13 protein-coding genes and 1 rRNA gene are annotated in these 19,095 nt (G+C 60.7%); 5 read left to right on the top strand and 9 right to left on the bottom strand.

All coding sequences use genetic code 11. The features are described from left to right. Positions 1–6: 6 nt before the first annotated feature. Positions 7–2,442 carry an exopolysaccharide transport family protein gene (locus ACILSI_RS21755; RefSeq protein WP_395724024.1) on the top strand — a complete coding sequence of 812 codons (2,436 nt, stop codon included), beginning with the start codon at positions 7–9 and terminating at the stop codon, positions 2,440–2,442. Between the two features lie 6 nt (positions 2,443–2,448). On the opposite strand, the gene ACILSI_RS21750 is transcribed toward ACILSI_RS21755, so the two are convergent. From ACILSI_RS21750 to ACILSI_RS21710, 9 genes are all read right to left on the bottom strand, one after another. Next, the gene (locus ACILSI_RS21750; RefSeq protein ID WP_395724023.1) at positions 2,449–3,804 is read right to left on the bottom strand and encodes a hypothetical protein; all 1,356 of its coding nucleotides are present in this window, start codon (positions 3,802–3,804) and stop codon (positions 2,449–2,451) included. Then, positions 3,801–4,658 (bottom strand): alpha/beta hydrolase, encoded by an 858-nt coding sequence (locus ACILSI_RS21745; protein ID WP_395724022.1) that lies wholly within the window; start codon positions 4,656–4,658, stop codon positions 3,801–3,803. Before ACILSI_RS21745 ends, ACILSI_RS21750 begins: the two co-directional genes overlap by 4 nt. 28 nt (positions 4,659–4,686) lie before the next feature. Further along, complete coding sequence (locus tag ACILSI_RS21740; protein ID WP_395724021.1) at positions 4,687–5,415, bottom strand: polysaccharide deacetylase family protein; 729 nt, start codon at positions 5,413–5,415, stop codon at positions 4,687–4,689. Positions 5,416–5,502: 87 nt separating this feature from the next. Continuing rightward, positions 5,503–8,109 (bottom strand): DUF4838 domain-containing protein, encoded by a 2,607-nt coding sequence (locus tag ACILSI_RS21735; RefSeq protein ID WP_395724020.1) that lies wholly within the window; start codon positions 8,107–8,109, stop codon positions 5,503–5,505. Positions 8,110–9,013: 904 nt separating this feature from the next. Then, positions 9,014–9,913 (bottom strand): alpha/beta hydrolase, encoded by a 900-nt coding sequence (locus ACILSI_RS21730; RefSeq protein ID WP_395724019.1) that lies wholly within the window; start codon positions 9,911–9,913, stop codon positions 9,014–9,016. Next, positions 9,910–11,520 (bottom strand): exo-alpha-sialidase, encoded by a 1,611-nt coding sequence (locus tag ACILSI_RS21725; protein ID WP_395724018.1) that lies wholly within the window; start codon positions 11,518–11,520, stop codon positions 9,910–9,912. The genes ACILSI_RS21730 and ACILSI_RS21725 overlap by 4 nt, the downstream gene beginning before the upstream one ends. A 47-nt stretch (positions 11,521–11,567) precedes the next feature. Beyond that, the gene (locus ACILSI_RS21720) at positions 11,568–12,797 is read right to left on the bottom strand and encodes a mandelate racemase/muconate lactonizing enzyme family protein (protein WP_395724017.1); all 1,230 of its coding nucleotides are present in this window, start codon (positions 12,795–12,797) and stop codon (positions 11,568–11,570) included. Positions 12,798–12,805: 8 nt separating this feature from the next. Continuing rightward, positions 12,806–14,248 (bottom strand): Nramp family divalent metal transporter, encoded by a 1,443-nt coding sequence (locus tag ACILSI_RS21715; protein ID WP_395724016.1) that lies wholly within the window; start codon positions 14,246–14,248, stop codon positions 12,806–12,808. Continuing rightward, a complete protein-coding gene (locus tag ACILSI_RS21710) occupies positions 14,245–15,231 on the bottom strand; it encodes a mannonate dehydratase (protein WP_395724015.1) in 987 nt (328 codons plus the stop codon). The genes ACILSI_RS21715 and ACILSI_RS21710 overlap by 4 nt, the downstream gene beginning before the upstream one ends. 168 nt (positions 15,232–15,399) lie before the next feature. Between ACILSI_RS21710 and ACILSI_RS21705 the strand changes: the two genes are divergently transcribed. The 4 genes from ACILSI_RS21705 to ACILSI_RS21690 all read left to right on the top strand — a co-directional run. Beyond that, positions 15,400–16,509 (top strand): hypothetical protein, encoded by a 1,110-nt coding sequence (locus ACILSI_RS21705; protein ID WP_395724014.1) that lies wholly within the window; start codon positions 15,400–15,402, stop codon positions 16,507–16,509. A gap of 20 nt (positions 16,510–16,529) precedes the next feature. Further along, positions 16,530–17,696, top strand: coding sequence for a PQQ-binding-like beta-propeller repeat protein (locus tag ACILSI_RS21700; protein ID WP_395724013.1), 1,167 nt, complete (start codon positions 16,530–16,532; stop codon positions 17,694–17,696). Positions 17,697–17,701: 5 nt separating this feature from the next. Further along, the gene (locus ACILSI_RS21695) at positions 17,702–18,433 is read left to right on the top strand and encodes a TVP38/TMEM64 family protein (protein ID WP_395724012.1); all 732 of its coding nucleotides are present in this window, start codon (positions 17,702–17,704) and stop codon (positions 18,431–18,433) included. Positions 18,434–18,897: 464 nt separating this feature from the next. Continuing rightward, positions 18,898–19,095: ribosomal RNA gene (locus ACILSI_RS21690) — 16S ribosomal RNA — on the top strand; the annotation flags it as partial.

The following is a 19,095-nucleotide window of genomic DNA, read 5'->3' as shown; positions in this document are numbered from 1 at the left end:
CAGATCATGGCCATTCCCTACAGCATGAAGCCCGTTCCAACCGCGCCTCCGCACGGATTTGGGGCCGTGCTGGCGCTGGCGCCGCCGCAGGAGATGGTGCCGTCGGGCCATTCGCTGACCATTCCGGCTCATGCGGGCTCGTCTCCGGTGTTTGACCCGCGCGCCTTCCTGCCGCCGATCAATCCCAGCGACTTCGAGGTGCAGCCGCTTATCAGCATCGCGGACGTGTTCGGCTACATTCGCAAGCGCTGGCTGCGTGGCGCGTTCCTGGGCCTGCTGCTCGGCGCGTTCGCCTACTACTGGCTTGGCATGGGGGCGAAGATTTACGAGGCGGAGTCCCAGCTTCTCCTCCGCATCCAGGACGGCAATGTGTTCAACTTCGAGTCCATGGCCACCCGTGGTGTCACCGAGCTGAGCGCCCCGCAGCTCATCAACAACCACCGCACCGAGCTGCTCTCCCGCCGCTTCCTCAGCCACTTCTACGACCAGTTCCCGGCGGAGAAACGTGACGCCTACCTTCTGCGTGAGGCCAACTCCCTCAGCCGCAAGGATGAGCTGCTCAAGCTCGCGGGTCTCTACCAGCCTGGCAAACCAGGCGATCCGCGTGAAACCTTCGTTGATCTCATGCTTGCCTCGGTGCGAGTCGAGCCGCTCAAGGAATCCCATGTCCTCCGCGTTCAGGTGCGTGATCGCGATCCGCAGCTCGCCGCTGAATTCGCCAACCGCTACGTCGAAGACTACATTCACTACGTTGCCGAGCAGGAGTCACAGCTCAGCGCGGACGCCTCCAGCTACCTGGAAAAAAAATCCGAGGAGCTGAAAAAGCGCCTGAATGAGTCCGAGCAGAAACTCAACGCCTACCGCAAGAGCGAGGGCCTCATCGAGGACAGTGAGACGAAGGACATCTCCAGCGAGAAAGTGCGCCAGCTCAACACCGCCATCACAGAGGCTGACTTGAAGCTCATCAAGGCCAAGTCGGACCTCGACAGTCTCGCTGCCGCGCAAAAAGCCGGCCGGGATCTCACCGAGCTCCGGCTGTTTGCCGACAACCCTGATGTGGCCCACATCCGCAAGCAGCTTGATGACAAGATGGCCGAGCGCGCCCCGCTGGAGGCCACCTGCGGGCGCAGACATCCCAAGATGGTCGGCCTTTCCAAGGAGATCGACGCCCTGCGCGCCGTGCTCGACCGCTCCATCAACGCGGTCGCCGCCATGATCAGAAGCGAGGTCGAGACACAGGAACGCCAGCTCGCCGACTATCGTACCCAGCTCAGCCAGGCGCGTGGTGACGCTCTCGATTTCAGCGGAAAGAATGTCCAGCAAGGCATGCTACGCGATCAGGTGCGCATGGACCGCGAGTTGTACGAGAAGATCGAGATGCGCCGCAGTCAGGCCGCGCTCACCGGCCAGTTCCGTGACAGCGGCCTGTTGCGCGTGGCCGATGTGGCCATGGCACCAGAAAAGCCTGTGAAACCGAACAAGCCCGTGGCCGCCGTGGCAGCCGTGATGCTGTTCGGTCTCTGCCTCATCGGCGTGCCCGTTGGCTGGGGCATTTTTGACGATCATGTGATGCGGCTTCTGCGCTCGCAGCCGCCCCTGCCTCAAAGGCCTGAGCCCGTGCAGCACACTCCATTTGGCTACGGCTATCCCATGCCGCCATCACCGCCGCCTGCTCCTGCCGTCTCTCCGTTTTCCATCGCGCCAGCTCCCTCGCCTCAGGTGGGCCGCCCGCCCCCGGCGACGCGCAACCTGCCGCTCTTCAAGCCGGCCGATGGTGAGGCGACGGTGCTCGCCCGTCTGCCCTGGGTGTCTGGCTCCACACCGGAGGTCATGCTCGCTGAGTTGCTCAAACCGGAGCCGATCGGAGCCTCCACCGCGCTGCATCAGCTCACCAGCACGCTCGAAAAGCAAGCCATCAACCGCAGTGGCACCACTGGCGTCGTTCTCATCACCAGCGCCGAGTCCGGCGAAGGCAAGACACTCGTCGCCGCCGCGCTCGCTGCCGCCTTTTGCCACCAGGGCCGTCGTGTGTTCTTGATGGAGTGCAATCCTTCCTCTCCCAAGCTGCACGAGTGGTTCCCGCGTGTCGCGCAGGGGCACGGTGCTTATGCGCACAATCTTGAGGCGCTGCGCTACGGCCACAGCAATCTCTTCCTGCTGCCCGGCTGTGATCTGCCCGCGCACGCCACCAACGAGCTGCTCGACGGCTACCGTCAGTGGATCGACCGCGCCAAAACGGAGGTCGATTGGATCATCCTCGACGCCTCGCCGTTGCTCAGCAGCTTCGCCAATGTTGCTCCCTTGGCTCCGCTGGCCAGCGATGTGCTCATCGTCAACAACCCCACCGTCACCACAACGGTCAAGCTCCGCGCCGCCCTCGCGCTGCTCCAGCCGATGATGTCAGCCAGCGCCTTGCGCGGCATGGTGGTGAATGGCGGCTGATCAGGCTCACTTCACGCCAAGCAGCTTTCGTATCGCGTCCATCAGCACCTTTTCCACCTGCGGTGCCACACGCGAGACGATGCCCGTCTCATAGCCTCCCTGTCCATACGCGATCTCCGTGCCGATGTAACCGGTCCCATAGTCGCCGTAAGCCGCCATGGCGATGAAATCACCCGCCCGCATCTGCTGCGCGGCGATCTGATACTCCACGAACAACTCTCCTGGCATGTGCAGCACACGCGCCGGTCCGAGTTGCAGGCAGCTCAGTGGAATCCGGTGCCCGCCGCGTGTGCGGCGCACGAACGTCAGATCCCGCGCCGCGCGGATGCGATCCGGCTGCTTCTGCGATGTGTCCTTCAGCTTCGCCAGCAGCGCTTTTTCGACCAGTGTGTCCCGCACCGGCATAGCGACGTGTTCCACGCTCCATCGCACGTCTTCCGCCGTGATCGCATGCTTCGTCTGCGATTCCCACGCGATCTTCATGCCCTCCGCGAGGCGTTGTGCCAGCACGGGCCGGTTGTCCTTCGCCCCGTTGTTGTATTTGCCTGCGGCCACGTTTCCTCCTGCTCCATCGAAATGCACACAGGCCACGCCCGGCAGCGCCGCCGCCCGCAGCTCACGCGCCATGCCCACAAAGTCCCAGTTCACCGAACCCTGCCCGTAATAGCTCTGTGGATGCGTGGCGTAGTAAGTCAGCGCCGCCACGGCTTTGTCAGCATTCCAAAAGGTGATCAAACGCACCAACGGATCGACCGTGCCTTCTGGTGCTTCGCGTGCCGCCGGGTTTTTGCCTCCGGAACTCTGCCGTTGCAGGATCACGCGCCCCTCCGGCCCAAGAATGCGCCGGTTTGAGGCCACCTTTTCCACCTTGCCTGCGCCGAGGCCGATGTGTGTGACCGTCTGCGCTTTCGACAACGACTCCTTCACCGCCGTGGCGAGCCGTTGCATCACCTCGCGGTCGAACTCGGCATTGGAATACACTCCGGGCAGCCCGTGCTCGGCCAAAAGCCGCTCTGTTGCAAAATCACTGCCCGGCGCGTCATGCTGATGCAGCGTGTGAACCGTCACCCGCTCCGCCGAGGTGCCCGCCGCCTCCGCCACGGCCGTGCGAAACGCATCATGGCTCTCATTGGCGATACCCACCCAGTCGAACGCGCACAGCACAACCGGCTCTCCCGCGCCCAGCAGCACCACGCCCCGCGCGGTTAGAGGCGTCACGATTTCCTTCACCGGTTTCACCGCCCCATTGCACAAAGGCGACCCGATCGGCGGCGTGGCATCCACATGGAACGTGGCGATTCGCAATTCCGCCGCGTGCATGGAAACGCAGGCGGCCAGGGCAAGCAGCAGAGGCAGTTTCATGGCTTCAAAACCTTCGCCACAAACTCCGTCAGCGCTTTCGTCGCAGGATCGCCTTCAGTGCCGAGGTTGGCGTTGATCTTGGTGTGATTTGTCTCTTTGCCGCCAAACACCGTCACCGGGATGCCCGCCTCTTTGAGCACAGCTCCGAGACGTTGCGCCTGTGCCGAGTTGTCAGGATGATCCGACACATGCAGGATCAGGAAGGGCGGGATGTGCTTGTCCTTCGCCACATGCGTCACAGCGGAAAAGTCGAGGTGCTTCGCGGGATCATTGCCGAATTTCTCACGATGCCCAAACTTCGCTTGCGGCTGGTGATGCACCCGGCGGCGCGTTTCAGCGACTTCAATGATCGCCGGGATGTCGTAGGTGTCGCCATCGACCGGCACGCAGCCGATGAGATCTTCAAACGACACGCCTTCCGCCTTCAAATACCGGACATCCGTGCAGATCAGCGTCGCGAGCTGCGCTCCGGAAGAATGCCCGCCGACGAGCACACGTTTCGGATCACCGCCATGCTCGGCGATGTGCTTGTGCATCCAGCCAAAGGCCTTCGCCACATCGCGGACCAGCACCTCCATCTCCACCTCTGGCAGCAGGCGATGATTGATCGACACAAACACAAACCCCTTATTCGTGAACCACGCGGGCTTCTCCTGCACGTTCGCCTTGTCGCCCGTCTGCCAGCCACCGCCGTGAATCCAAAAGACGACCGGCAGATTCTTCGCGCCTGAAGGTGTGTAGATGTCCAGCACATGCCGTGCATGGCCGTTTTCCACATAGGGGATGCTGCGTTTCATCTCCTGAGCCATGGCGGAAAAGGCAAACAGAAGGCTGGCGAAAAGGATGAATTTCATGAGCTGAGCAATACGCAGCCACTCGCGCTTACTTCAGGTATTTTGCCAAGTCCCGCATCGCGATCACCGTGCAGCCTTCGTCTTTGAGGTGCTGCATGTAGGCCTCAAACTTCGCCGGATCGGTGTTCACCCACGGGTGCTTGATGTCCGGCACACCGTGAAAGGTCATTACCGCGATCTTGCCGCCCTTCGCCTGTGCCACAGCGGCCTTGAACTGCTCCAGCGTGCTGTCGGGCTTGCCGTCGAAGGCTTGTGGCATCAGCAAAGGATTGTCAGTGGTCGGATCGAAGGCCTTCGCGCCACCAGCGCGGGCGAAAAGGTAACCACGCTCACCGAGCAGCTTCGCCGCCGCTTCGCTTGTAGCGTAACCAGGGTAGCAAAAGCTCACCGGACGTGGGATGCCGGCCTTGGCGCACTGTGTTTCGATGAACTCCACATCGGCGGCGAGCTGCTCGGTCTTCTGCTTGGTCACGCCCGCGTGCTTCCGCGTGTGGTTGCCGATCTCAAAGCCCTGGTCGTGCAGCGCCTTGATTTGCTCCCAGGTCATGTAGTTCTTTTTGTCCACGAGGAACTCAAAGCCCTCCGTGATGAAGAATGTGGCCCCAAAGCCATGCTTCTTCAGCAGCGGTGCCACGTAGTTCGCCTGACTGGCCACTGAGTCGTCGAACGTGAGCACCACCAGCTTGTCGGGCGCCAGTTCGGCGGCAGGGAGTGACAGAACGAGACCAACGGCCAGGAGAAAGAACGGTGTTTTCATGGATTGATGAGACGTGTTGGATCTTGCCGCAAACACTGCCAAGCACATCTCGAATCTTCACCCCGTATCCGGATAGGGATGCCCCGCTCACTCAAACACCATCTCGCCCATCACCGCTGTGTCATCCATGCTCGTGCTCGTCAACGATGAGGACCAAATCGCGCGGTCGATGACTTCGCGGGGCAGGGCGTGGTTGCGGCCGAAGTTGGCTTTCCAGGTGATGCCTTTGGTGGGTGGTTCGACGCCGAGGGTGGTGAAGGGGATGACGAGATGCGCATGCCAGCGTTTGGCTTTCGCATCGACGCGGGTTTCGCTGGTCCAGTCGCCGTTCCAGGTGGGGTCGTCTTTGCCGTGGCGGGGGTCCATGACGTCGGTGATGCGGCCGTTGAGGGCGTCGTATTTGCTGGCGGCGTTTGCGCCTTGGGTGAGGCGGTAGAAGAGGGGTTGGGCGGGATTCGGGGCGAGATAGAGGTCGATGGCTTCTTGATTGGTGAGGACGCGGTCGCGGTTGAAGGCGGTGAAGGTGGTGGTGTCGCCGATTTCGGCTTCGGCGCGGAGGTGGAGGGCTTTGTCGTCGTAAAGGAGGCGGATCGTCGTGTTGCGCGGCAGCGTGTGCAGCGACGGGAGGAGCGTGAGGGCATGCGCGGTGGCGTTTTGCCACTCGGGGCTGTCGAGCGTGAGTTTCGCAGTTGTTTTAGCGATGGTGAGTTTCTTGAGGCCCATGGGCGGAGCGTTGCGCATGGCCTTGGTGTCCCAGTTGAAGCAGGTGCTGGCGTAGGGCTCCTGGTAGCCGTCGTGGGCGAGTTGGAGGTGTTTGGCGTCGTGACCGGGAAAGGGGAACAAAATGTGGTGCCACTCTTTCTGATGCCCTTTGACGTAAAGCGTGGCGATGAAGGCGTTTCGCGCGTCGATGGCATCGAGCAGGCGATGCAGCGAGCCGGTGTCGGGCAGCATCTGCCAGGCCTGATGCAGGTGCACGACCTTCGCGAAGTGCTTCAAGTAATCGAACTCCGTGCGCACGAGCGCGAGGCGTGTTTTCACCTTCGGCGTGGCGGCGAGCTTCTCGGACTGTGCGAGGTGGGCCTCCATCGCGGCAAGCATGCGCGGCGTGTAGAGGAAGGCGATGAGCTGAAAGGGATCCTGCACCGTTTTGCGTCCGCGAGCATCGGTGGGCAGCGCTTTGTAGGTCCACACGTCGGTGCGCGTGCCGATGTGATCCGAGTAGAGCGCGATGGCGTGATAAAGCTCGTCGTAAAAGGCACGCATGTAGAAGGCGATGCTCTTGTTTAGAAACGCGGCCTCGCAGAACTCGGGCACGAGGTCTTTGGCGTGATTGTTCGCCGGATCGTCAAACATGCGGCCCATGGTGTAATAGACCGGGCCTTCGAGACCGAAGAGCTGCCCGGGGCCGTCGCGATAGAGCGACTGGATCCGGTTCACGGCGAGCCTTTGCACCTGCTGCTCGATGTAGCCGGGCGTGCGCATCGGCGTGTAGCGCGTGCCGAGGTTCGGGCACCAGTTGTAAACGTAGCCGGTGAAGCCGCGTGGCACGTCGATGCCGCGCCACGGGGCGATGTCCTCCTCGTTCGTGCCGGTGAGCATGATGCAGGTGTTCGCGGGGAAGGCTTTGAAGGTCTTCGGCGGCGCGGCGGTGAGGATGTAGCTCATCATTGTCACCTGCTTGCCGGGATGCGACTTCTCCAAACGCCGTGCGACATCGCGATGGAAGATCCAGATCTTCTCCGACCAGTCTTTGCCCGTGCCGTAGAGCGCGTCGCACTTCTCGCACTGACACTCCCGAAAGCCGTCCGGTTGGCCGAGATCGACGCTGTCGTAGCCTTTGTCGAAGAAGCCCGCGAGATCGAGGTAGATGCGCTCCTGCACGTCGGGATTCGACAGGCAATACTGCCCGTTGCCCTCTGGCTTCAAACGCGAGCCGCTGATCGTCGCGAAGTATTCCGGGTGCTCCGCAAACAACTCCGCCGGCACCGCCCGCTCCCACGTGTGACCGCCGAACTGCTCATCCACACGCGGGAAGCGATTGTGCGCGAGATCGTAAAACGACGCGCCCGCCGGATGCGCCGTGTTCACCCGCAGCAGCGGCGTGGTGGTCACGTTCAACGACTCCGGCACCGTCATCGTCTGCATCGGTAGAAACTCGATCGCCGGCGACGCCAGCAGGTCGATCTTCGCCGCGCCGCTCACCGGCGTGTAGCCCGGCAGATCGGGATACAAAAAGCGCACGCCCATGAACTGCCGCGCAAAGTCCACCGCCGCCTTCGCCGTGCCCACGCGATCCCAGTTCGGCCGCCGCGGATTGTCCGTCGGTGCCTTCGAGGGATGATCATGCCCCGCAATGATCACATCCTTGCCCACCACCCGATGCACAAAGCTCCAATCCCGCAGCTTCGTCACGTCGAGGCCATTCTTCTGCGCGAACTGCGTGTTCCCGAGCATCAACGCCGGTTTCGCCGCATCACGCTCTTTTTCCCGCACGACCACGACCTCGGCCTTGTTCGCCCAAAACGCCGTTTGGAGCAGCCGCGCCGTCTGCACAAGGCTTTCGTCCAATGCCGCTGAAGGCAGCGCATCCGGCAAAACGATCTGGTAGTCCGTTTTCCCCGCGTCGAGCAATGTCAGGTCCGCGGATGTGGCGGCGGTGAGGGAGAGGAAGAACGCGAGGAGGGGTTTCATGTGGGGACATGAAACGTTCATCACGCCGCTGTCTTCTCTGGTGCGAGTGATGGGCCGATTCGCGGCGACTAGCGGTCGCTCAGTTGAGTTCTGTTCCGGCTAGCAGTATTCGCCGCCAAAACCCGGCACCATAATGATCGCCCATGATACGGCGTCCCAAATCGAAGCGACAAGCAATGCTATGGCAGCCGTTGACTGTCGGGGTGGCAAGCCATGCCTTCGGCTGAGAACAAGATACGAGATAGCCGTGAGCAAGCCCAAGAAGACGGTGCCAGGACGCAGAATCAGCAATGGGAATCCTGTGTTCGTCAAAAAGGAAGCACCAATGGGTAGCGAGGTCGCAACTCCCAGTGCTCCAATCGTCCGAACCAATTGCTGAGGGCGAACGTGAGGAATGAGACAGGCGATAAAGGCAACCAGAGCGATCAGTGGACCTCCAAAGAAGAGGAGTATGAATGAAGTATCCATAACGGGCAGACTAAAGCGGTTCCGAAACGAGAAACTATTCCCGATTTGGGCAATCTTCTTATTCGAAGTCTGTGACATCCCGGAATCCAACCTTGGCATTCCAGCCACTCCACGAGCGCCTGCGGCCCTTTCGCGGGCGGGGATGAGGAGCACCGCCAGAGATGAAAAAGGCGCGAGAGTTCTGATTTCAGGGCTCTTGCGCCTTCTTGATCTCTCGCGGTGCGCTTTCCCTCAAGGAGGGGCGGTTTGTAACCGCCCGGAGGCGCTTGAAAAGCGCCTTTCCTTGGGCTTTCGCGTTTGGGTTGCGGTGAACGATTCGGTCCTTCGATGAGCTCTGTGGGGTGCGTCGAGCCAAACCGACTGGCAGGAGAATGAAGGCAGAAGAATGGATTTATTCTCCTGCCTTCATTCTTCTGCCAATAAAGCCTTCTGATCCTCAGGGCTTCTTCCCCAAGCTCCCCAGCCACTCGACGAGCACCTTGGGCCACTGGGCGCCGGGGAAGTTGTGTTTCACTCGGGTGGGGATGAGGTTGCCGACGCCGTGGCCACCTTCTTCGTGGAGATCGAGGCGGGCGGGGACGCCGAGCTTTTTCAGGTCGGCGATGATGTTGGTGGCGATCTCGACGGGCTTGTCGGTGGTGGCGTGGACGAGAAACATGGGCGGTGAGTTCGGCTTGAAGACAAACGGGTTCTCCGGCTTGCGCCAATGCCAGGTGCCTAGGCCCACGGCGAAGTCTGGACGGCTGCTGAGGCGCTCGATGGGATCGGCGGCCTGCGGATCGCCGAGATCGAAGTTCGCGGCGAGATTCATCGCGAGGTTCGCGCCGGCGGAATAGCCGGCGACGCCGATTTTTGCCGGATCGAGGCCCCATTCGGCCACACGATGCCGCACGAGGCGCATGGCGCGTTTCGCATCGAGCAAGGTGAGCGCCTGGATGCCTTCGTTCGGCAGAATGTGCGGCGGACGCGTGCGGTATTTGAGGCCGATGACGGCCACGCCCATCGGATTGAAGACCTGCGCGGCATACACGACGTGCGTCTTCCACGCGTGCCCGCCATAGCCGCCACCCGCACACACGACGATGGCCATGCCGTTGCGATTTTCCTTCGGCGGCAGATACGGCGTGATCGTGGGCACCGAGACGCTCTGGATGGTCTGGTTGTCCTTGATGACCTCCGGCGCGGCGTTTTCGAGGAACTGCGGCGGCTTGTCCGGCCAGAGCAAAATCGGCTCCGGCGTGCCGGGACCGAGTTGCTGGATCAACTCGCGCTCGCTGGGGGTGAGTTCCGCGAGGGCGGAGGTGGCGAGGAGGAGGTGTATAAGCAGCAATTTCACTTCACGACCTCCACCTCGATCACCATCGCATTCATCTTGGGCGCATCGTGGATGTAGAGCAGCCGCCCAGGACTGATCTCGCGGATGCTGGTGTAGTTGAAGCCGACTTTTTCGCTGATGACGTGATGCACGGGCCAGGTCTGGCCACCATCGAGGCTGAACATCAGGCAGCTCGCGGGGCGGCCGTAGCTGCAGGCGAGCACGCCGTTGCTCATGAGCACGAGATCGGGCAAAACGCGGCCGACTTCGAGTTCGACGGGCTTCGCCCACGTTTTGCCAGCGTCGTGCGAGAACATCTGTTTCATGCGGCTGTTCCGATCACTGCGGATGACGGCGACTTGCTCGGTGGCGCTCAGGCGGCACACGGCTGGCTCGCCACCGGGGCCGATGGTGCTGAAGTAGGTCCACGTCTTGCCTTCATCGGTGCTGCGCATGAGGTGGGACATGCGCACAGTGTTGTTGCGGCCATCGGGCAGTTTCACGGCCTTCCGACTCCACACGACCATCGTCGCGCCGCCATCGGCATCGTTCCAGATGTGGCGCTCGCAGATGATTTGATCGCCTTTGGACTCGTTGGTGAACTCTTTGGGCAAAAGGATCTCGTTGTCGATCATCTCAAAACTCGTCGCATCGGAATTGAGGTGCACGGTTTTGCCGGTGACACGTCCGTCCGGCTGCGTGCGTGTCCAGCGTGACACAGCGAGGATACTTCCATCGGGACGGCGCACACATGGCAGCGGCGTGGTGTCGAGTTTGTCGAGTCCGGGAATCGGCGCCCATGATTTGCCTGCGTCGGTCGATTTGAGCAGCCCATACGGCTCATAAAAGGCATCCGGTCCTTGGGCGACGCTCATGAGGAGCAGTCCGCGGCCCATGTCGTAAAGATAAGGCCGCGTCTGGCGGATGTCGTCGCGCTTGATCTCCCATGGCTCGCTGAGGGTGAGCTTGATCGGCGATGGCGGCGAAGGTGCGGTCGTTTTGCGCGTGCCGAGCTTCACCGATTGCCAGATCGCCTCGCCCGTGGCGGTTTTGGCGCTCGATCCGAACTGGATGAAGGCCTCCGGCGAGTCCGCAGGCTTCCAGAAAGCGCCCTGACCTTCCACCTTCTTCTCGCCATCGACCCACATCTCCATGTCCGTGCCGCGAATGATGAGGCGGTAGGTGTGAAAGCGGTTCGTCGTGTCCATCGGGATGAAGCGGTCCGTGTGGCTCGCCGCCTGATTTGCGAAAAGCACGAGTCCTTCCTGATGCCGACCATCGCTGACGAGCACGGACACCGGCGCCCCGTCGCGCCAAGGCCACAGCGAGGCGGAGGTCTTGTTCTTTTGCGAACCCGTCGTCGAAAACACCTTCGCCACGACTTCGACGATGATTTCCTCCTCGGCACCTGGCCTCCACGCGGCGCGGAAGTTCGCGAACGCCTGGTCATCATCGGTCAATCGCAGGCCGTCGGCTTCGAGCGTGGCCTTCGGTGTGCCGACGCTGCTCCAGGTGCCGTCAGGCAAAGTTTTGGCATCGTATTGAAGCTGCCAGGTGATGTCTTCTGCCTGAAGGCACGCAACAGACACGAAGAGAGCGGTGCAGAGGAAGTGCTTGGTGGGAGGCATGGCACTCAAACGCGGCAGGTCGCCCAAACATGCTTGCCCGGCACAATTCACGCCTTCAACATAGTCTTCCGCCAGTCGTTCACCCCTTTGCGGAACAACTCGTCCTTGAGTTTCGTGCCAAGACCGCTGCCGGTGGGCAATTGAGCTTTCCCATTCGCGATGACCGGTAGCGTATCGACCAGCTTGTCATAGAACGAGCGAATGTGTGCCCGCACCGTTTCCTGGAAGACGACATTGGCTGAGGAAGCCGCGAGATGCAGGCCGCTGAAGAGCGTGAGAGGTCCCGTGCAGTCGTGAATCGTGGCGGGGACGTTAAAGGTCTGCGCCATGTCGATCACGCGGCGGGTTTCGCTGATGCCACCGTTCCAGGTGGGATCGACCATGCAGTAGTCGCAGGCCTGGGCTTGCAGCACGCTCAGGTATTCCTTCCGTCCGAGCAGCATCTCGCTCGCCGCAATGGGCAGACCGCTTCTGCGGCGGAAATCGGCCAGGGTGGCTGCATTGTCGACCCGCAGCACGTCTTCAAGCCACAGTGGTTTGATCTCACGCAGCGCCTCCGCGATGCGCAGGGCGGCGGGCAACTGGAAGAAAGCATGTCCTTCGATGGCGATGTCCATTTTCATGCCCACTCGTTCACGAATCTCGCGCAGCGGCTTCATCGCCTCTTCCACGTCCGTCCACGAGATGTGCAGGCCGCCATTCCGATGTGCGGCACGATCAAACGGCCACAGTTTCATCGCCGTGATGCCCTCGGCGAGCAGTTCCTCGGCGAGATCACCAGCGGCGAAATGAGAGGCCCAGTTGTCTTGAAGCGGGCCTTTGGAGCCGATGTCGCCATAACCGGGCCACCCCGGATGACGCGGCGCATCACTCGTGCCCGCCACTGCACCATAGCTCGGCCCGCCACTCGTGTTATACACCGGAATTGCGTCACGCACCGGACCGCCGAGCAGACGATACACCGGCTGATTGCATGCCTGTCCGAGAATGTCCCACAACGCCAGATCAATGGCCGACAGCGCGCGCATCTCCGCCCCCGGATGGCCAAACGGCGTGCAGCGTTCATACAAAAAGCGCCAGTGCGATTCGATCGCCAGCGCATCGGCACCGAGCAGGTGTTCCGCCATCCAATCATGAATCAGCGCCGCGATGGCATGCGGCGTGTAATACGTCTCACCACAGCCGACGAACCCATCTTCCGTATGAATGCGGACGAGCAGCAGATTCGGCATGATGCCGGAGGGGATGGCGGTTTCGATGGCGGTGATGCGGGACATGGCGTGGATCAATGGGAGAAGATTTGGTGGAACATGGCGAACGAAATCGCCCCGTAAAACAAGGCGGTCAAAACGAGCGCGATCTTGCGCCATAGCGGCGGACGCAGCTCTAGCGGCAGCAGCGTGGTGTTGAGGCGCAGGATTTGCAGCGCGGAGAAGGCCGTGATCGGCGCGGCGGTGGCTCCGAGAATGGTCAGCAGCAGTTTCGCGTCGCCCAGAAACGCACCGAAGCAGGCGATGACTGTGAAACCGAGCAGCAGCAGGCCGTAGAGCCGACCGACGGGCATTTTCTTCGGCACCGCACCGCCAGCCCATGCCATGTCGGCCACCACACGGGCCAGCACATCGACATTGGTCAGTGTGGTCGAGAATAGAATCCAGAAACCGTTCATCAGCGCGAGAAACCAAAAACCCTCCCAGAGCTTGCGCATCTCCGCCGCTTGGAAAACGCCTGCCGCGACACCTGAGACCGCCATGCCGGGCTGGAACAACGACGCAGCCAAGTTCGTCATCAAGAACATGCCCACGATGCAGCCGAGCATCCACAGGCCGGATTGATCAATGATCGCGTAGCGCCACCAGTCACGCCATCGGCGCAGATTTTCCGCATTGATCGGAAACACACTGCCCACCGGTGCCAGCGTCTGCTCCGTGCTCCACACACCGCCCATGTTGCCCGTCTTCGACGCCATGCCGAAGCCCTTGTCGCGGAACCAGTTCGCGATCGCGAGATTGCCGATGCCGCCCGATCCCGCGAGTGCCGCAAACACTGCGAGCATCACGAAATCGACGTTCTCAGGAATCGAGCCGAATGAGAAGAAACCCGCTGAAGTGCTGACCCAGTCCTGCATTGGCACAAAGGTGAAATTCACCCATAGCAGAAAGCTGAAGATGAAAAGGATCATCATCCACGACAGCCGTTCCAGCAGCCGCTCGACCTTTTTTCCTGAGGCCAGCACCACCGCCGAGATCAACACCAGCGCCACCGTGATCCATGTCACCATCGAGGCATCGCCATCCGTCGGCGCGCGGCCTTGCAGCATGGCAAACGTCACGCCCGCGCATCCTGCCGCCGCTGCGGGCATGCCGAGCTGTGCAAAACCTGACAGCGCATAAAACACCCCCCACACCTTTGATCCCGGTCGCAGCCGCATGAAACCCGTGAGCACCGGCTCGCCTGTGTAAAGTGTGTAGCGCACGGCTTCGAGGTTCAGAAGCGATTGCAGCACAAATGCCAGCGTCGCGATCCACAGCACACTGCGTCCGTGCTGCACCACAAACAACGGCCCTGCGATCCACTCGCCCATGCCAATCGCTCCCACGAGCAGGATCGCCCCCGGCCCGATGGTGCGCAGCGCATTGCGCAAGCTGAACGGCAGCGGTGCTGGCAGTTCGTCCACGTTCCAAGGTGGCAGGGAGCCGGGTTTCAGGTTGCTGGTTTCAGGTTTCATGATTGAACGGCTTGGATGAGTCCGCGCATGTAGCCGTAGGCGAAAAGTCGGCCCATCATCGTGTAGCCGGGCTCGCCGTCTTCCTCGCCATCGAGCTGCGGCACATGATCGGGCCGCATGGGGCCGGTGAAGCCGATGTCACGATACGCACGCATGGCAGCGACCATGTCCGTCGGCCCGTTATCGTGAAATGTTTCCGCGAAAGCCTCGGCATTGCCGCGCACATCGCGAAAGTGAACGTAGCGGATTTGGGAACCGAAACGACGGATGGTGGTGGGAATATCGACCCCCATGGCCGCGAAAGTGCCCTGGCAGAAGCAAATCGCGTTGTGTTTGCTCGCCGAGATGCGCATGAGCCGCTCGAAGTTTTCCACGCTGTTCATGATGCGCGCCTTGCCTGCAAACTCCGGCAGCGGCGGGTCATCGGGATGCATGACCATCGTCACGCCGTATTGTTCTGCCACGGGCAGTAATTCAGTCAGCATGCGCTCCAGATTCGTCCACAAGGCCTCTGCTGTGATCGTCTCGTTGCCGATCTGATTCGCCGTGGCGCTCAGCGACATCGCTTTTTTGGCTTCTTTGAGGTCAAACGCCGTCACCAGCGCGCCGCCGCGTTCTTTGGCATCGAGTTTGGTGCGCACCCAGTCGGTGCCAGCCATGAAGTTGTAGCATAGCAGCGGGATTTCAGCCTCGTGCATGTGCTGGAGCAGCCGTTTCATCGCCGCCATGTCGCTGCCGTCGTCTTTCCCGAGCTTGAGCTTTTCGATCGGCAGGTAGCCTTCGATGATGCCGAGTTTCAGGCCGTGATGCTCGATCTGTGCCTTGGTTTGCCGCAAGGGCGCCAGTTCCGGGCCTGGATACCTCACCGTGATCTCCTCCACGCCGCACTGAGCCGCGAGGGCCAGATGATGATCGTTGAGCGGCGTGAGAACGGAGGCGAGGCGCATGAGCGGGACGGGATGGATGGCGTGAGGGCCGTTCATGGCGGCCTCCATTCGAGAACGGGCATCACGGGGGATTGCTGTCACAGTCGAGATAGATGAACGTTGATCATCTCAATGGGTTCATCTGCTGTTTTTCTCATGTTGGATGACATGCGAAACTCCAGCTTGGCGGGGCGCGTTCTTTGTGAAAGCATGAACCCTCACGCCATGAAGCTCCATTTTGCCTCCCTGTTTGTCCTGACCAGCCTGTCGCTGCATGCGGCGGGAGACTTGTCGAAACCCATCGAGGCGCTTAGAGGTGTGCAGAAAGAGGGGCAGGGGAACGAGGCAGCCGGGAAGGCTTGGCAGGAGATCGTGAAGGCGGACGTGGCGAATTTGCCTGAGGTGCTCAAGGGCATGAACGGGGCGAACCCGCTGGCCGAGAACTGGCTGCGTGCGGCGGTGGGCGTGATCGCGGATGCGGCGCTGAAGGCGAAAAAGATGCCGGTGGAGACGCTAGTGACGTTTTTGAAGGACACGAAGAACAGCCCTGGTGCCCGCGTGGTGGCGTTTGACCTGATCCAGCGCGCGGATGCGAAGCTGGCGGAGGAATTGACGCCCACACTGCTTAACGATGTGAGCAGTGACCTGCGGCGGCATCCGGTGGCGAAACTGATCGAGGCGGGGGACGTGGCTTTGGAGAAGAAAGACAAGGAATCCGCTGTCGTGGCCTTTACGAAGGGGCTAAGCGGTGCCCGCGATGAAGATCAGATCAAGGCGCTAACCAAGAAGCTGCGTGATCTGGGACAGGCGGTGGATTTGCCGAAGCATTTTGGGTTTCTCATGAGCTGGAAGCTCATCGCGCCGTTCAGCAACGCGGATCGGGCGGGTTTTGAAACCGTGTATCCGCCGGAAAAGGAGCTGTATTTTGATGCCATTTACGAGGGGAAGACCAAAAAGGTCGAGTGGGTCGATTTCACCAGCAAAGACGAGTACGGCAAGATCGACTTCAACAAGCCCTTCGGTATGGAAAAGAGCGCGGTGGGCTACGCGGCAACGGATTTCTTCAGCGAGAGCGACCGCCCGGCGGAGATCCGCATCGGCTGCAAAAACGGCTGGAAGGTGTGGTTGAATGGCGAGCTGCTCTTTGCCCGGGATGAGTATCACCGCGGGGCGAAACTGGATCAGTACAAGCTGCCTTGTCAGCTCAAGAAGGGAAAGAACACGATCCTCGTGAAGTGCTGCCAAAATGAGCAAACGGAGCAGTGGACGGTGGAATGGGAGTTCCAACTTCGCGTGTGCGATGCGACGGGGACGGCGATCCTGGCGGCGAAGTGAAATTTAACCGAATGACGACCATGAAGACGATCTCGATGTGTGTTTGGATGTGCCTTGCGGCTGGTGTGGCGAAGGCGGATTGGCTGCAATTTCGCGGGCCCAATGCGACGGCGGTTTCCACGGAGGCGAAAGTGCCTGCGGGGGAGCTGAAAATCGCCTGGACGGCGGATTTGCCTGGGCGAGGCCTTTCGGCACCGATTGTGGTTGGGGAGCGTGTTTTTGTGACGTGCTCCAGCGGCCCTGGGCAGGAGACCCTGCATGTGTTTTGCTTTAACGCGGCGGATGGATCGAAACGATGGGAGCGTGCGATGCGGGCCACGGGGCGCACGATGTCGCACAACAAGACCTGTGTGGCGGCGAACACGCCATGCAGCGATGGCGACCGGGTATTCGCGCTTTTTTCGTCGAATGACCTCTTTGCCTTCGACCTCGAAGGGAATCTGCTGTGGTTGCGTGGGCTGACGTTTGATTACCCGAATGCGAGCAACAGTCTGGGGATGGCGCAGTCGCCTGTGGTGATCGACGGGACGCTGGTGGTGCAGAGTGAGAATGACAGCGAGTCCTTCGCGGCAGGCCTGGATGTGGCCACAGGTCAGAACAAGTGGAAACTGGAGCGGCCGAAGGCGGCAAATTGGTCGAGCGCGACACTTTGGAAGGGCGCGGTGGCCTTGCAGTCAAGCAAGGGCATTCTGGCCGTGGAACCCAACACGGGGAAAACAGTGTGGAAGTACAGCGATGGCGCGAGCACCACACCCTCAAGCGTGGTGACGGGTGAGGTGCTGTACGCGGTGTCACATGGCATCACAGCGCTGGCTCCGGAGAAGGGCGCGGTGACACAGCTCTGGCGCAATGAGAAACTGAATCCCGGCACGGCCAGTCCGTTGGTGCTAGGCGAGCACATCTATGTGGTGAATGGCGCTGGAGTGCTGATCAAGGCGAGCCTCAAGAACGGCGATGAGCTTTGGAAGCTGCGCTTGAAAGGGCCCTTCAGCGGATCGCCAGTGGCGGCCGGGAAGCACATCCATATTGTGAATGAGCGAGGTATCTTTCAAACCATCGACCCCGAGGCCCCGGAGGGCAAGGTGACACAAGAAATCGAGCTCAAAGAGACCGTTTTAACGACTCCGGCGATCTCGAATGGCGCGATCTATGTGCGCAGTGACTCCAAGCTCTGGAAGCTGCAATGACGCCGATGCCTGACGAACCTGCGGAGGAATCGGAGGAGCTTGATGTCTCGACCTCGAATGAGGTGGAGCAGGAAACCTCTCGGGCGTTAGGCAAGGAGACCCGACAGGTGCTCCTGGCGGTGCTGCTGGTGGCCGCGTTCATGGCGCTGGCGCATTTCACGCCGCTGAAGGCGTGGATCACGAATGTGCAAACCTGGAAGAGCCTGGTGCGTGAGTTTGGCTGGGGCGCTCACGCGGTGTTTGTGGCAGCGTGTGCGGGCGTGGTGATGCTTGGCGTGCCTCGGCTGCCCTTGTGCGCGGCCGCTGGGTTGATTTTTGGCTTTGGCGAGGGATTGGCACTGTCGCTGGCAGGGTCAACATGCGGCTCATATGGAGCGTTTGTGCTGTCGCGTCATGGCTTTCGCCGCGCGGCTGAATCACGCGCAGAGAAGTGGCCATGGCTGAAGAAGCTGCTCAAAAAGCCCTCGATCATGCGAGTGTTTTGGGTGCGACAACTGATGGTGCCCGGACTTGTGTTGAATGTGCTGCTTGGCATGACCCCGGTCAGGCACAGCCGCTTTCTGATTGGCACGATGCTTGGCTATATGCCGCTGAACGTGGCGTTCAGTCTGGTGGGAAGCGGCCTTGGCAAAGGAAGCCTTGCGCACACTCTTGCGCAGTTGCTTGCAGCGATGGCGGTGATCAACATTGCAGCGTGGTTGGTTTATCGCGTGATGAAGAAGCAGCGCGGCGAGTGATTTTAGCCGCGCGGAGCCAGTGGATGCCGGGTGTGTTGATCAAGAGGGCAGCAGCCGGAAGACGACAGCTCCGCTGAGTGTGAATCGGGGACTCGAAGTTGAAGAAATTCGAAGATGTCAACTCGTCTGAAGCCGTGAAGCCGAAGAAGTTTTAGGGCGGTTTTCAGCCATCGAACAAAAACATATAAAATGGAGTTGCAGGGGATCGGAGTTGTACTAATCTGGTTATCCGCTAGCGAAAAACAGCGGCTGACGAGAAGAAAGTTTGAGCGGCAAAAGCAGCTTTAATTTTCTAGGAATCAGAACCGATCTTTCAGAAAACAAAAGCAGCAGAGCGAGGCGCAAGCCGAGTAAAGCTGTAAGAAAACAAAAGGCTAAATTGTGCGCTGCGCGAATAGATGCGCAGGTGCTTGTGGTTTAAACAAGCACAGTCAATCGGCTGACCTTAACGGGTTGGCCAAATATTTTTGGAGAGTTTGATTCTGGCTCAGAACGAACGCTGGCGGCGTGGATAAGACATGCAAGTCGAACGGGGCATTGTGAGTAGCAATACAAGCAATGTCTAGTGGCGAACGGGTGCGTAACACGTGGATACATTCCGGGAAGCGGGGGATAGCCCAGGGAAACTTGGATTAATACCGCATGTGATCGAGAGATCAAAG

Source organism: Prosthecobacter sp. (genome assembly GCF_044232965.1).
Classification (GTDB): domain Bacteria; phylum Verrucomicrobiota; class Verrucomicrobiia; order Verrucomicrobiales; family Verrucomicrobiaceae; genus Prosthecobacter.
The sequence above is the reverse complement of the archived record's forward strand: the minus strand, read 5'-3'. Positions and strand labels throughout refer to the sequence as shown.

Bases quoted from the DNA above. Each gene is read 5' to 3' on its own strand.
- ACILSI_RS21750 (WP_395724023.1), bottom strand. From the start codon at position 3,804: ATGAAACTGCCTCTGCTGCTTGCCCTGGCCGCCTGCGTTTCCATGCAC.
- ACILSI_RS21745 (WP_395724022.1), bottom strand. From the start codon at position 4,658: ATGAAATTCATCCTTTTCGCCAGCCTTCTGTTTGCCTTTTCCGCCATG.
- ACILSI_RS21720 (WP_395724017.1), bottom strand. From the start codon at position 12,797: ATGTCCCGCATCACCGCCATCGAAACCGCCATCCCCTCCGGCATCATG.
- ACILSI_RS21735 (WP_395724020.1), bottom strand. From the start codon at position 8,109: ATGAAACCCCTCCTCGCGTTCTTCCTCTCCCTCACCGCCGCCACATCC.
- ACILSI_RS21755 (WP_395724024.1), top strand. From the start codon at position 7: ATGGCCATTCCCTACAGCATGAAGCCCGTTCCAACCGCGCCTCCGCAC.
- ACILSI_RS21710 (WP_395724015.1), bottom strand. From the start codon at position 15,231: ATGAACGGCCCTCACGCCATCCATCCCGTCCCGCTCATGCGCCTCGCC.
- ACILSI_RS21740 (WP_395724021.1), bottom strand. From the start codon at position 5,415: ATGAAAACACCGTTCTTTCTCCTGGCCGTTGGTCTCGTTCTGTCACTC.
- ACILSI_RS21725 (WP_395724018.1), bottom strand. From the start codon at position 11,520: ATGCCTCCCACCAAGCACTTCCTCTGCACCGCTCTCTTCGTGTCTGTT.
- ACILSI_RS21695 (WP_395724012.1), top strand. From the start codon at position 17,702: ATGCCTGACGAACCTGCGGAGGAATCGGAGGAGCTTGATGTCTCGACC.
- ACILSI_RS21700 (WP_395724013.1), top strand. From the start codon at position 16,530: ATGAAGACGATCTCGATGTGTGTTTGGATGTGCCTTGCGGCTGGTGTG.
- ACILSI_RS21705 (WP_395724014.1), top strand. From the start codon at position 15,400: ATGAAGCTCCATTTTGCCTCCCTGTTTGTCCTGACCAGCCTGTCGCTG.
- ACILSI_RS21715 (WP_395724016.1), bottom strand. From the start codon at position 14,248: ATGAAACCTGAAACCAGCAACCTGAAACCCGGCTCCCTGCCACCTTGG.